Source organism: Paenibacillus sp. J31R122 (assembly GCF_056269185.1).
In genome coordinates this window covers 144,213-158,894 of sequence record NZ_JBWDNM010000015.1, presented here as the reverse complement: position 1 = coordinate 158,894, position 14,682 = coordinate 144,213, and the positions used below count along the sequence as shown (strand labels likewise).

At 46.3% G+C, this 14,682-nt stretch carries 9 protein-coding genes; 7 read left to right on the top strand and 2 right to left on the bottom strand.

Annotated features, from left to right (window positions below):
• Positions 1 to 129: 129 nt before the first annotated feature.
• From AC0YN7_RS23215 to AC0YN7_RS23185, 7 genes are all read left to right on the top strand, one after another.
• A complete protein-coding gene (locus AC0YN7_RS23215) occupies positions 130 to 1,470 on the top strand; it encodes a polysaccharide deacetylase family protein (protein ID WP_475812400.1) in 1,341 nt (446 codons plus the stop codon).
• A gap of 90 nt (positions 1,471 to 1,560) precedes the next feature.
• Positions 1,561 to 2,592 carry an AAA family ATPase gene (locus AC0YN7_RS23210; protein WP_475812399.1) on the top strand — a complete coding sequence of 344 codons (1,032 nt, stop codon included), beginning with the start codon at positions 1,561 to 1,563 and terminating at the stop codon, positions 2,590 to 2,592.
• Positions 2,589 to 4,082 carry a DUF58 domain-containing protein gene (locus AC0YN7_RS23205; RefSeq protein ID WP_475812398.1) on the top strand — a complete coding sequence of 498 codons (1,494 nt, stop codon included), beginning with the start codon at positions 2,589 to 2,591 and terminating at the stop codon, positions 4,080 to 4,082. The genes AC0YN7_RS23210 and AC0YN7_RS23205 overlap by 4 nt, the downstream gene beginning before the upstream one ends.
• Complete coding sequence (locus tag AC0YN7_RS23200; RefSeq protein ID WP_475812397.1) at positions 4,069 to 7,350, top strand: DUF4129 domain-containing transglutaminase family protein; 3,282 nt, start codon at positions 4,069 to 4,071, stop codon at positions 7,348 to 7,350. The genes AC0YN7_RS23205 and AC0YN7_RS23200 overlap by 14 nt, the downstream gene beginning before the upstream one ends.
• Positions 7,351 to 8,484: 1,134 nt before the next feature.
• A complete protein-coding gene (guaA, locus tag AC0YN7_RS23195; protein ID WP_475812396.1) occupies positions 8,485 to 10,023 on the top strand; it encodes a glutamine-hydrolyzing GMP synthase in 1,539 nt (512 codons plus the stop codon).
• A 292-nt stretch (positions 10,024 to 10,315) separates the two neighbouring features.
• Entirely contained in the window at positions 10,316 to 11,260 is a 945-nt protein-coding gene (locus AC0YN7_RS23190) for a hypothetical protein (RefSeq protein WP_475812395.1), read from the top strand.
• 146 nt (positions 11,261 to 11,406) lie between these two features.
• Positions 11,407 to 11,877 carry a hypothetical protein gene (locus AC0YN7_RS23185; protein ID WP_475812394.1) on the top strand — a complete coding sequence of 157 codons (471 nt, stop codon included), beginning with the start codon at positions 11,407 to 11,409 and terminating at the stop codon, positions 11,875 to 11,877.
• Positions 11,878 to 11,949: 72 nt separating this feature from the next.
• Here AC0YN7_RS23185 and AC0YN7_RS23180 read toward each other — a convergent pair whose 3' ends face one another.
• Together AC0YN7_RS23180 and AC0YN7_RS23175 are read right to left on the bottom strand one after the other, a co-directional pair.
• Positions 11,950 to 12,930 (bottom strand): phosphotransferase, encoded by a 981-nt coding sequence (locus tag AC0YN7_RS23180; RefSeq protein WP_475812393.1) that lies wholly within the window; start codon positions 12,928 to 12,930, stop codon positions 11,950 to 11,952.
• Positions 12,931 to 13,121: 191 nt separating this feature from the next.
• A complete protein-coding gene (locus AC0YN7_RS23175; RefSeq protein WP_475812443.1) occupies positions 13,122 to 14,480 on the bottom strand; it encodes a dicarboxylate/amino acid:cation symporter in 1,359 nt (452 codons plus the stop codon).
• Positions 14,481 to 14,682 lie beyond the last annotated feature (202 nt).

Below are 14,682 nucleotides of genomic sequence, written 5' to 3'. Positions count from 1 at the left end.
GTGGACGCGTCATGTAAAGAAACTGGAGAGGAATTTGAGATCCAAGTCATTTACTAGATAAGCGACTCATATAATCTATCAGAATGAAGGTTCATTTCTATCTAGAGGTAGAGAAGGGTGGCAAGGTCGATGCGGCGGATGATGCAGGCGGTATTATGTGGAATGCTCGTATGTTTTGGCATGGTGGAGATCGGAGGCTTCGGGTTGTACAAGGGAGAAGCGGCTACAGAGCCGAGCGAGCTGGTGGTCCCGTCTACCGCAGCTAACGCTTCTTATTATGAATCACAGCTATTGCGTGCGGGGTCTGCAGTCTATGAATCGGAAATAGTGCTGCTGAAAGATAAATCTATTCCAACAGCTTCGGCTGTTCAATTTGATAGAGTTGCAGCTGTCGGCAAGGAGCCTATCCCAAAAACTTTATATTTAACCTTTGATGACGGTCCTAGCGCATATACGGAGCAGGTGCTTGATATTTTAAAAAAAGAAAAAATAAAAGCGACGTTTTTTGTGCTGGGGGAGCGTGTGCTGAAGCAGCCTAAAATCGCCAAACGGATTGTTCAGGAAGGTCATTCTATCGGCAATCATACCTATAATCATAAGTACGACCGTTTGTATGGCAGCTTCACGGAATTTTCAAGCCAAATTATGAAGACTGACGATGCGATATTTAAAGCAACGGGGTTAAGAACAACGCTTGTTCGTGCTCCAGGTGGAACGTATAGCAATTTCGATCAAGGATATTTCGATGCTCTGGCAGCCGCAGGATATCAGGTGCATGATTGGAATGTCGACAGTGGCGATTCCAAGCGCAGAGGGGTGCCTGCCTCGGAAATTGTTGCGACGGTGAAAGGCTCAAAGCTAGCAAATAAGCTTGTCGTACTCATGCACGATGGTACCGGTCACGAGGAGTCGGTCAAGGCCCTTCCCGCTGTCATTCAATACTATAAAAGCAAAGGTTATTCGTTTGCATCTATAACGGACAAAGTAGAGCCGATACAATTCGCGATTGCAAAAAAATTGAAGTGGAGCAGAGCGAAAGTAACGAAGCAGCAAGCAGCTGTGTTGAAGCAATTCACGAAGGAGATTGACCGAAGCACTGTTCCGGTGCAGGAGGAGAAGTCGGTTGATAAAGAGACTAAAGCACCCGTACTGATTTTGCATAGAGGAGAAGTGAGCTTACAGCTACCGCCTAATGAATATAAGATAAGAAATGGCTCAATCGAGATGTCGCTGCTGAAGCTGACGAAATGGATTGGCGGAACATTGGAGCTCGATGAGGAAAGTGGTGTTATTGACGCCGTTTTGAATGGGAAACATGTAACTTGGAAATCGGAAGAGAAGGTTGTACTCACCATGGAGAAAGCGGAGCAGGTCGTTGTCCCGATCCGCGCGACACTGAAACAGTTCGGGATTGATATAACCGACTATATTATTAATGGTAAGCAACGAGAGATTTGGATGACGATGTAGTGGAAATCGGACTCTAGCAGGTCTAAATAGAGAGAAAGCTGGGGACACTGAAAAATAGATAGATTTATTTTTCAGGAGGCGAATTATACGATGATTTCTCCCCAATTCTCAGAAGAAGCCAAACCGGATCGCTATAGTCATTGGCCGGAACCGCCGCAAGTACTATTAAATCGATTGTTAGCAAAGGTAGAAAGCGTATTGCTAGGCAAGCAGCAAGTGATTAAGCACACTTTAACAGCTTTGCTCGCAGGAGGCCATGTGCTGCTTGAAGATGTGCCAGGAGTAGGCAAAACGCTGCTTGCACAAACCTTTGCCCGAGTAGTAGGCGGAGAATTCAAAAGGATACAATTTACATCCGATATGCTGCCCGCTGATGTTGTCGGTGGCGTCGTGTTAGACGCTCGCACAAGTGAGCTCGTTTACCGGCCTGGTCCTATTATGGGTAATGTAGTGCTGGCTGACGAAATTAATCGGACATCTCCGCGTACTCAGTCTGCCTTACTAGAGGCGATGGAAGAAAGACGAGTTACGATAGAGGGGAAAACGAGAAAGCTGCCCGTTCCATTCATGCTGATCGCTACTCAAAACCCGCTTAGCTTTGAGGGGACAAATACGCTGCCCGAGGCACAGTTGGACCGTTTTATGATGCGATTAACAATTGGATATCCCGGCTCGGTGGAAGAAAAGCGGATGCTAGGGCAGTATGCGGATGGGAAGAGGATTGAGCCGGAAAGGCTGCGTCCTGTTATTGCAACGGAGGAATGGCTGCAAATGCAAGCCGAGGCTAGACAAACTCATATGGACCCTGTGCTGCTCGAATACATGGTTCAGGTCGCGGATGCTACACGTCGTGCACCAGAGGTGTTATTAGGACTTAGTCCTCGGGCTTTGCGAGATTGGCTGAGGGCATCACAAGCTAACGCTTATATGGAGGGACGTGGCTACGCAGTACCAGATGATTTAATTACAACCTCTGACGCTGTTCTACCGCATAGGTTATCACTTCGATATAGCGCTACGGCAACAGGAGCTGATGCGACTGCTATTATACGTCGGACAATTCGGGAATGCTCACTGCCTACTGCATTTAGCGGCACGTTTGGAAGTGGGAAGCGCAGATGAACGTTTCAGAGAAGCACGAAAGAATAGATGTGGACAGTATAACCGAGCAGCAGCCCTTTGAGGGGCAGAGCATGATGCAGTCTTCAAGTGATGTGTTGCTTTCGAGAAAAGGGCAGTCTGTAGGAAATTCGCCGATTGCAGAGACTGCAGGTAATGATTTTACCTACAGCACGCGGTGGCTGGTGTGGTCAGTTATTGCTGTTGGTTGGATATGCTGCTTGACTGCCGTTATATTGCGCGGCGGAGCAGTGGAATGGTTTTTGACTGCGGTGCTCAGCACGGTTATAGTCGCAAGCGGGTTGGCTCCGCTCATCGCTGCTTTAGGATTAACAACTGTAAGGGTCATGCCGGTGTCTGAGGTACATGATGGAGGGCATGTGGGCATACGCTTGCAGCTGAAGCGTTCTTTTCCTATTCCGTTTGTTTGGATGAGCGTGCGAGATGAGGCTGTAAACGAAAGTGCAGCGAGTAATTTTAAAATAAGCTTCCGAATGGTATTCATTCCGTTATTGAAGAAAGAGACCACAATTACTTATACGCTGCGCAAGCTGCAGCGAGGACAGCATCGATTTGAAAATGTAACCGTAGCGGTAGGGGATTGGCTGGGGCTAACAGTCGTTCATAAGAAAATGTCGAGCAGCGCCGAGCTGGTTGTGCTGCCTGGCTTGCCCTATACGGAGCTGACTGATGAAGCTGTACGAAGAGGAGGGAATTCCCTTCAAGGTCAACATACAGAAATGACTGGAGCAGCCCGTGAGAGCCGAGGTGATTCTGCTCGCTTAGAAATCGCCGCAGCTGTCAAAGCCGCAGGCATGGGACCGGACAGTCGACCTTATCGGGATGGAGATTCACTTCGTCATTTAGATTGGCGCAGTGCCGCGAAGGGGCGCAGCCTGCAAACCAAAATCTATGCGCTGGAGCAGCCGTCACGCACGGTTATCGCTGTGGATACAGCAGCATCCGCCTATGACGAGGATGATCGAATGTTCGATGCTTGTGTTGGCTGGGCATCACATGCGGTACAGCAAGCTGCTGCACTGGGCAGTAATGTGTCCCTGCTTGCTGGTCAAAGGACAGCCTTAGTGCAAGGTGGTGCAGTTATGCCATCGCTGAATGAGGAGGTTGAGCCTATTCATGTAGCAGATATGCTGCAATTGATGGCTGTTCTGCGGGCTGATGGACAAGACTCTTTGGCGGACAAGCTTGTTAAAGGGGATGCTCCTCTGGAACGAGGCCAGACGATTCTTGTATTTACAGGCAATTGGAGAGGCGGCAGAAGCTGGGGCGGTCTAGCAGGCTTTGCGTCTGAGCGGGGCTGCAGGCTGGAGCTGTTTATTGTGACGAGGAGCGCCGTACCCAGCTTCGCTATGAGGGAACAGCAAAAATGGCTGGAGAGCAGCGGAGTCAAAGTGACCTGGCTGCATGTGCCTGCAAATATGAGCTTGCCTCCTTATGCAGAGGAAGGAGACGGCGAGTATGATTGCGGATAAGCGTAAAGATTTGGATACGAAAGCACAAATGAAAGAGGAATCAGCTGAGGACTCGCTCTTTTACCGGCTTGTTACGAGTGCTTTGTTGTTCGGATTGTTAGCCGAGTGGCTGCTGCCCTGGGTAAACGCGGGTGAGTGGTCTGCTATTTATCATCCAGAGCCGCTCATAGCTGTCATTGGCTGTATTATGCTGGCTGGACTGCTTCGTATGCCAATGGTCATAACACTGCTCTTTAATAGCGTAATATGTATGCTGAGCTTGATGTGGTTGTACAAGGGATTGGAACAGAGCGGCGTACAATGGCTGTTAGGGTTTCCTTCCATGCTAAAGGACCATCTGATGCTCATGATGGACAACGGCCTATGGGCGATGTCAGGCGAGCTTCGGACGCTGCTGTTATTTGTTGGTTGGGCAATGCTTGTGCCAGCGCTTCAGGCACTAGTGTGGATGAGGCAGACTGCTCTTGGTATTGCGGGATTAACGATTTTATATTTAATTACACTGCATGTCTGGGTTGGGATGGATATAATGGGCGGCTTGATGCGCAGCGTCGCGGAAGGTCTTCTGCTTGCTGCCATTGTTTCTGTGCCGCGCGTGCAGCGTGTTATGGAAACGAGTATCGGGAAAGTAAAGGGTCTGAATATGCGCTGGCTGTCGGGATCAGCTTTTGTCGTACTTACCATCATTGGCTGCGGGCTGCTATTTGCTAACGGTCGCGAAACAACGATGGCACCGGCGAATTGGACCGTCTCCATAACCGATCGCATACAACAAGCGGTGACCTCACTAGGAAGAGAGGATGGCGCGGTAACCGTGCTGCGGCAGTCGGGGCTTGATCAATTCGGTCGTGCGATGACAGGGTATGGCTTTGATGACAGTGAGATGGGGGCGCCGCTTCTGACGGATAATCGTATTATTTTTACGGGGACATCTTCGGTAAAAAGCTATTGGCGCGGAGATTCGAAGAGTGTATATGACGGAAGAGGCTGGAGCAATGACGGGGGTTCCGTGAAGCTAATGCCGGTTCGGAATTCCGATGGCGAAGAGATTATGGAAGCAGCTGTTGAAGCGGGCGATCTCCATGTGGGCCCAATAATACAGCAAACGGTAGTATGGGCTGAGCCCGCTTCAGCAATGCCTTTGTTTAGTTCAGGCATGTTCCCTCGCGTGACTAACCTGATAGCCGCTGATCCACGGAGAAAAGTAGGCAGCTACCTGCACAATGATGTGACGGACACCTTGTACATGCAATCGGATACGACCAAAGTGGAACAATACACCGTGCAAAGCGTGCTCGCTATTACTGATGAAGCGGAGCTAAGAGGTTTGGATTCAAGGCTGGGGGAACGTAATAGTGCACAGGGTTCGCTAGACTTGGGCGGACAAAATAGTACAGAGGGCGTAGCGGAATTGGAAGGGCAGGATAGTGTACAGAGCATAGAGGATCTGAGTGAAAAACGTGGTGCTCGGAGTACAGAAGTGTTGGGAGAAGCTAGTGACGGAGAAAGTATTGGGAAGTTCAATCAAGTTAAAGACGCGGGGAGTGTAGGTGCGTTTAATCAAGATAAAGACGTGGTGAGTATAGGTACGATTAATCAAGATAAAGACGTGGGGAGTATAGGTGCGTTTAATCAAGATAAAGACGTGGTGAGTATAGAAACGTTTATTCAAGATAAAGACGCAGTGAGTATAGGTACGTTTAATCAAGATAAAGACACAGGGAGCATTGCAGTGCTAGGTGCGGAGCTGGAGACTTATTTGCAGCTGCCAGATACGTTGCCGAGCCGAGTTGTGGCGCTGGCAGCAGAGGTGTCCGGAGGCGGTGTTACCAGTCGTTATGATCAGGTGAAGGCCATTGAGCAATTTTTGAAAACAAGCTATTCGTATACGCTCGAAAATAGCAAAGTACCGCCAAAAGGTGCGGATTTCGTTGATCACTTTTTGTTCGAGCAGAGGGAAGGGTATTGCGTTCATTTCTCAACAGCGATGGTTGTTATGCTTCGATCGCAAGGCATTCCCGCTAGATGGGTGAAGGGCTTTACTTCAGGTACGCCGCTCAAGGATGAGGGGAGTGCTGGCGAGGGTGTGAATAGCGGTAATGGAAATGCTGTAAGGGCTGGCGAGGATGTGAATAGCGGTAATGGCAGTGCTGTAAGGGCTGGCGAGGATGTGAATAGCGGTAATGGCAATACTGTAAGGGCTGGCGAGGATGTGAATAGCAGTAATGGCAATGCTGTAAGGGCTGGCGAGGATGTGAATAGCAGTAATGGCAGTGCTATAAGTACTCGTGGGAGTGTTAATGAGGAAAAAGATCATGATGCGAGCGTTGGAGAGAGTAAAGGCGGGTTGGCGCTGGTGGATTATGAGGTGCGCGGCTCAGACGCGCACGCATGGGTTGAGGTGTATTTCCCAGGCGCAGGCTGGGTGCTCTTCGATCCGACGCCAGGATTTAGCGGCGGTGACATAGTCGCGTCCGCCATAAATGGCGGAGGAGCGATTGAAGCGATCGCGACTGGCGCAGCGAGCGGAGCTAATGCTGCAAGCGAGGCAAGCCTAGCGGGCCTCGCTCGGCGGTTTGAGGCGGCGGCAGAGCAAGCCGCCTCTGCAGTTGCGCGAGGGGCAGACAGCCTCGCGCAAGCGGCGCAGAGCGCCGTCAAGGGCGCGGCGGCGGCTTCGCCCGCCGCTGCAGCCGCCGCAGGCGCGGCCGCGCTAGCGCTCGCGGCCGCGGCCATTGCCGCGGCGCAGCGCCAGCGGCTGCGCCTATCGCTGGCGCTGCGCCGCTATGGCGCGGCCTACGCCGGCATCGCGCAGCTCGCCGGCGCAGCCGCGCCCTCCAGCGACGCGCGCATTGCGCCGCGTCGCCAGAGCGAGCATCCGGCTGGCCAACATGAGCCGGATCAAGAAGTGCCGGGCCGTCGCAGCAATCGCGGCCGCCATGGACTCCGCGGAGCTGACGCCCGCTTGCGTACAAGCTTCATCGCTGTCGCGAACGCACTTGCTCCGCTGCTGCATCGCCGTTTCGGCGAGCACGCGCCTGGACTAACAGCGCGTGAATACGCTGCGACGGCACAGTCCGCACTGACATTAGAGCAGCAGGGAGCGCTGCATCGACTGACAAGTTGGTTGGAGGAGGCGCAGTTTAGCGGACCGGGCAGCTGGCCGGGCGCTCCATCGCCATCCGATTTGAATCAAGTTGTGCGACACCTAAGCGCACCAGTGAAGCATCCGAATAATGAAGCTGGTAATAGGTTAGCCAAATCCAAATAAAAAAATGTATAAATGGCCCAGCCCCTCCACAAAATCGCGCTTGATTATATGTAACCCTTTGCGTACGGGAATGGGCATCCAGTTACCATAGTTCTATTTCAAAAAATGCAAAGGGATGGCCCGATTAGAATGGATACCGTTGATCCGAACACTTGGTACTCTCATTCTTCTATGTTGTTGAATTTTGATTGGATATTGTACATTCAAACAATGACAATTCCATTTTTAAATGTGTTTGATTGGAAAAGATACAATCAAAAGGGCAGTTAGAAGCTCTTTATCTGCGGAACGGACGATTAGATTGGATAAAATACAGTCTAAATCTAAATAAGCCGTTTTGATTGGATTTGATTGGATGAAATACAGTCAAATCCAAAAATACGACAAATGAAGATTAAAAGTAAGCTTTTCTTATCTTCCGCCACCGCTGATTCAATTTTGAGCTTTATCATAATCGCAAGAAAAGAAAACCTCCTCAATTCTGAAAAAGGATTGAAGGGGTTTTCTAGCGTGTCTTGTGTGTCTTGTGTGTCTTGCGTGTCTTACGTGTCTTGTGTATCTTGTTCTTCTTTCTATTCTTGTTATCTAGTTTTATTGTTTTTCAGTTTTCCTGTTTCCTATTTTTCTCTTTATCGTGTCATTTATTTTTCGTGAAATATGCTCCAGCTCAGCGTTATCGTCAATTTACTTTATTTCGGTCCTGAAATATGACTTCTGTGAAGGTTCGAAGCGGGATATAAGTTTTATTTTTATAATTAATAATCCTATCTTTCCCTGTGCCTTCGATTGTAGTTATTTTAATGCGATTATGAATGGCAACTTTACTTGGGAATAAAGTTGCCTGTATAGCCTTGGGTGATACGCCTGCTGTACATAAGAATAAGATTACTCCTCGCCAAAATCCTGCCAATAGACAGCTAAAATCTAGCTAAAAACCTCCTCAATTTATACACTTCGTCTCTTGTTTTATATAATGACGTGTGAATTAATAATTATTAGCTACTTCATTAAACGCTTACATTTCAACGCTTAACCATATTTTTTAGGACTCACTTTAAATCAACACACCGTTCGCCTTGACTCCTCTAAACCGCCTTATATATAATTACTACATCTATCAAGGGAGGCTCGGTAATGACTAAGCAAAATGAAATCATTGTTGTTCTTGATTTTGGAGGACAATACAATCAACTAATTGCACGCCGTATTCGTGATTTGGGCGTATATAGCGAGCTATTGCCTTATAACACGCCGGTTGAACGGATTCGTGAACTACAACCGAAAGGTATCGTATTCTCGGGTGGACCCGCAAGCGTTTATGAAGAAAATTCACCGCTTGTAGATCCGGCTATATACGATTTGAACATTCCAATTTTCGGTATTTGCTACGGTATGCAGCTCATGTCGTATCAATTGAAAGGTAAAGTTGAGCGCGCTGGTAAACGTGAATACGGTAAAGCGGAAGTCGAATTTGTAGACGATAATCATATATCGTTTGGTCTCGACAAGGTTCAAACCGTATGGATGAGTCATGGTGACCACGTAGTTGAACTGCCTGAGGGTTTCCAAGTTACAGCTAGCACGGAGCATGCTCCAGTAGCAGCAATGAGTGATATGGAGCGTAAGTTCTACGCCGTACAATTCCACCCGGAAGTACGTCACTCTGAATTCGGTAACGAAATGATTCGTAACTTTCTTTACAACATTTGCGATTGCGACGGCAATTGGACGATGGAGTCGTTCATTGAAGATGCGATCCGTGATATTCGTAATGAAGTCGGGGACAAAAAAGTACTATGCGCGCTTTCCGGCGGCGTAGATTCGTCTGTTGTAGCGATTCTTCTACACAAAGCGATTGGCGATCAGCTTACTTGTATGTTCATCGATCATAACCTCCTTCGCAAAGGCGAAGCGGACAGCGTAATGGATACGTTCGTTGGCAAGTTCGATATGAAGGTTGTCAAAATCGATGCGCGTGAACGCTTCATGAGCAAGCTTAAGGGTGTAGATGATCCTGAGCAAAAACGTAAAATTATCGGAAACGAGTTCATTTACGTGTTCCAAGAAGAGTCCGAGAAATTCGATGATTTTGAATTCCTAGCTCAAGGCACGTTGTATACGGACATCGTAGAGAGTGGAACAGCTACTGCACAAACGATTAAATCGCATCATAATGTCGGCGGCTTGCCTGAAGACATTAAGTTCAAGCTGGTTGAGCCTCTAAAAGCATTATTCAAAGACGAGGTTCGTAAAGTCGGCGAAGAGTGCGGCTTGCCTGCAGCGATTGTATGGCGTCAGCCATTCCCAGGCCCTGGTCTTGCTATTCGTGTTCTTGGCGAAGTAACAGAGGACAAGCTTCACATCGTGCGCGAATCCGATGCTATCCTTCACCAAGAAATTGCAAAAGCAGGTCTTGACCGTGAAATTTGGCAGTACTTCACAGCACTTCCGAACATGAAGAGCGTAGGTGTAATGGGCGATGCTCGCACTTACTCTTACACAGTCGGCATCCGTGCCGTAACTTCAATTGACGGTATGACAGCGGACTGGGCACGTATCCCTTGGGATGTGCTTGAGAAAATTTCGGTTCGTATCGTAAACGAAGTAGACAATGTTAACCGTATCGTCTACGACGTAACCTCAAAACCACCTGCTACAATTGAGTGGGAATAATAAAGACTCTCTTTTATCCGGAAATTTGCGGATGAAAGAGAGTTTTTTATTTGTATAGAATAGTTAGAACATTGAAATTTACTTAACGGTGTATGTACTCAAGTAGAGAGAGACTTACTTCAACTTTAGGGGGCGTTTATTTTTAACTTTTACGCTGCACATTGCGTTGTTTAGCAAATAGAAGGGAGTATTTTTTATGACCAAAATCAAACCATCAATGAGATGAAACTTTTCTCAGTAAAAGTCGTTAATGATTACAATGGGAGATGTGATTTTGAAAAGGGGGGATGGAATGTCTGAAGAGTTGGATTTTGAGCGTCTCACGGAAATAAAGGAGCGAATGCATGAGCTATCCAGAGTTGAGCAGAGGCTGGAGTATTTGAGGAAGCGGGTCAGAGAGCAGGAAGCGCTCATTGTAAAGCTAGAAGTGGAGCTGGAGATGGAGCAGGAGGATGTTGAGAAGCTGACGAGGTTGTCTCTGGTGAATTTGTTTCATACGATATTGAGAAGCAAGACGGAGCAGCTTGAATTGGAACGTCAGCAAGAGCTGATAGCAACACTGAAGCTTCAGGAAGCCAGGCAAAGTCTCAAGGGGCTTAAAGAGGAGCTGGTTGCAGTTGGGCAGCAGCTTGTTAGCCTTTCGAATGCACAATCAGATTACGATAAGCTGATGTTAAAGAAGGAAGCAGCTCTACGTAATTCTCCACATGCTGTTGATGAGTTGAAGGAAATGGAAGAGCATATTTCGCACACAAGTCTGCTGCTCAAGGAGATAAAAGAGGCCCTCTCCATGGGGCGAGGCGTCCTTTCATCGCTAACTTATGCTTCGGAGCATTTGGAAAAAGCGGAGAACTGGGGTAACTGGGATATGTGGGCGAACGGTGGCTTGATAAGCACTCATATCAAGCATGGTCATGTAGATGATGCGAGAACGTCCATTCATAATGCCAATCGCCAACTGCAAGACTTTCATAAAGAGCTCTCCGATCTGCATAAGTCGACGGATATCCAAATCGATATAAGCGGCTCACTCAAAATGGCTGATTACTGGTTTGATGACTTAATTACAGACTGGCTTGTGCAAGGTCGTATTAAAGATGCGCAAGAACAGGTGTTAGAGGCGCTTCATAAGCTTAAAATGGTAGTGAAGTCTCTCGAAAACGAACAAAGTAGTGCGGAAAGAGAGTTATCCCATTTAAAGACCAAGCGCATTGCCTGGATAGAGGAAACTCAATGAGCTAGCTCGTGTACTAAAAAAACTCTCTTTTATCTGCGTTATTTAGCAGATAGAAGGGAGTGTTTTTATGACCAAAAAAGACCATTTAATGTTATAATAGTAATTTATGTGTGGACTAAGAACTAATCCAAGTTAGGAGTGAATGAATGCATTTTAAAATGAATTTATTGAAGCTGTGTTTATTACTGATCGCTTTCCTGCTTATAAGTGCTTGTGGTCAAACCGAGAAACATGAAACTATTGAGGTTTTTGTAATAGAAACATTTGATGATAAACAAAATGATCAAGGAATGTATGAAACAACGGGTTACAAGGTAGTGAATGCGATAACCATAATGGAAGAAGGAAAAACCCATATAAAATCAGATATTAAAGCTATTGAGGATTTTTATGATCAGGAAGGCAATTATACACAGACGAAAATAATCCATTCCTATTTCAATAAATCTAAGATGTTGCTCACTGAAGATGGAAATACCCTTAAAGAAGAACTTCAAGAACCCTCTACTATTCTTATAACCCCCGATAATGCTAAACATTTCAAAACAAACAATATGACAACGGAAGAAAAAGCACAGGTAAAAGAACATGTGCTTGCACTGATGGAAAAGCTGTAAGAAGTTTTTGCCAGTAGAACTAGGATGGCAAGAATAAATCGAGCAGCTTAGCAGAAATCCTTTCTTAATCTACTATACAATCTGACTCTTACGAAATTCACTAATAAAACCTTCCAACCAATCCTCATTATAATCAATGGCACCGTTATCACTAATAAAAGCAACATCAAGACCCATCACCCAAAACCTTCGAGCTAGTACAAACAGTTCAACCGCCAATTCATCTTGCACTGAAAATGCTCGAATAGATCGATATCCCGACATAACAGCATTCCAAAGCGGTTCTTGCTTATCCGCATGCTGCCGTTTCCTGGCTCGGACCTGCGCTAGGTCATAAGCACGCCAGCCTTTTGCAGACCATTCAAAATCGAGATGAGTAAAATGTTTATTTTCCTCTAAGGCATTATTATTTCCATGCATATCTCCGTGACAAATACCCCAATCTAATCCTTGTTTAGCAGCAGATGCTATACGTTCTTTCAAGCTACCGGCAAATTGCTGCAGAAAAAGTGCAGCTTCGTGCTTCTCACCAATGTAGTTCACTATACGCTCTAGTGATTGATCAATGAGAAAATGAATATCTAAATCATAACGAGGCTGATCTACAACAACTTGGTCCATTGCTGTGTGCAGTTCAGCAGCAGACTGGCCGAATGCATAACAGGACTCCTCATCATGTAGTCTGTTCTCTGTGCCATCAATATAGCGAAAAACGACAGCGATCCGTTTTCCTTCTGCAGCATCCAGTACGGTATACCAACGGTTGTCTTTTTTTGCGATTGGTTCAGCTACCTTAGTATGTTCCGAGCTCAGTTGATCTTTTAGCTGATTTAATAAAGATAGCTCATAAGCAGCATCGCTTTCCTTGATCTCCTGGCGATAGACACGTATGATATAAAGCCCTTCAGTGGTATACAGTTTATAAGTATCATTTAGCCCTCGCAGCCAAAATATACACTCACTCCACTGTCCAATGTCATAGTGATCATTCAAACAATACGCCAAATATCTAGGGTCTAAAACAGAACGTAAAGCAGTCGGTTTCGTGTACATAATGTTACCTCTTAACTTTTTAGCTCCATCATATACTAGCCAGCACTATAGAAAAAGGTAAAAAATCTTTATAAATAAACAGTCTTGATCATAGCAATGACCTCCCCCAAAAATGGGAGAGGCCATAGTGCTGTTCGGGAATCTAATGGAAAGGGGGGACTAGCTGTTCCCCTCCTACATGATGTCTTTCATTACACAGCGTTTAATACGATATCTTCTTCGTCTTTTTTATTGAATGCATCGCGATCGAATTCTCCTTCGGAATTCGCAACGAGTAGAGAGGTTACTGTTGTTCCTGTCGCATTCACGGCAGTACGGCCCATATCGATGAGTGCTTCTATGCCCGCTACGATGCCAATTCCTTCGAGTGGTAAACCGAGCGCCGTTAACACGACAGTCGTAGATATAACAGCAGGTCCCGGTACACCGGCAACACCAATCGAAGAGATAACGCTAACTAAGACGAGGATAATATAATCTGTCCCCGTTAGGGTGATGTCAAACACTTGTGCCGTAAATACAGCAACAATAGCTGGCCATATGCCGCCGCAAGCGTTGAAGTTGACGGATGCGCCTAACGGAGCTACGAAGCTTGCAATTCGAGGAGAGACATGCAGACGCTTCGTAATGACTTCTAAATTGACCGGAAGCGTTGCGTAGCTGCTTCGAGTCGTAAATGCGACAGCGATTGTCGGATAGATTTTGCGGAAGAAACGAAGAGGATTAACCTTCGCCACAAACAGCACAAGACCGCCAAACACAAGGACGAAATGTATAATCATGGCTACGTAGGAGGTGATGATCACGCTGCCGAGTTCTTGCAGAGTATCCCAGCCATAACGGGCCGTCATTCCGGCAATTAGCGCGAACACACCATAAGGAGTCAAGCGGATAACAAATTTTACAACCTGATGCAAGATCTGCGTTAACGATTGAATAACATCACGTACAGGCTTTACGGCTTCAGCATTTTTAGAGCCTACTTTAATGATGGCAACTGCTAAGAAAATGGCGAAAATAAGCAGGGGTACGACTTTTCCAGTTGCAGCTTCATTGAATGGATTTGACGGTACAAGTTCCAATATTACTTCTGAGAAAGTAGGGATTTCACGCGCAGTGAAGCCCTCAGGCACGGCTTGTTGAATACCTTTTCCTGGATTCATCAATAGAGCAACCGATAAACCAATTATTGAACCAACAGCGGTTGTTCCAAGAAACCAAGCGAACGTTTTGAAGCCAATTTTGCGTAAGTAATCTAGACTTGTTAAAGAAGAGATGCTGTTCAGTACGAGCACGAATACGAGAGGAATAACAAGCATCCGAATCAGGCTGACATAGATGCTGCCGAATGTAGTAATGGCTTTATACTCGAAGTTTTCCAGACTCTGAAAGAAAATGCCTACAGCTATACCGATTGCGAGCCCGATAAGCACCCGTGTACCGAATCCGACTCTTTTACGTGCCAAGAAATATAGAATTGCGAATACAAAAATAGCAGTGACAAAGCTGAACCAGTTTGTTTCAATAGCTAAAAGTAAATTGTTATCAATTTTATCCACCGTTCAATTCCCCCTATGCCTATCATATTTGTATGAATTATAAATTCAATTTACAGACATCAATAGTAAATGTCAAATGTTATTTTAAATCTATGAATGAATATTAAATTTTATATCCGATAAAATTCTCGCGATCAGTATTGGCGAGGATCGTGACAAAGTGAAAAATTATATCGATGAACACAAGTAGGCG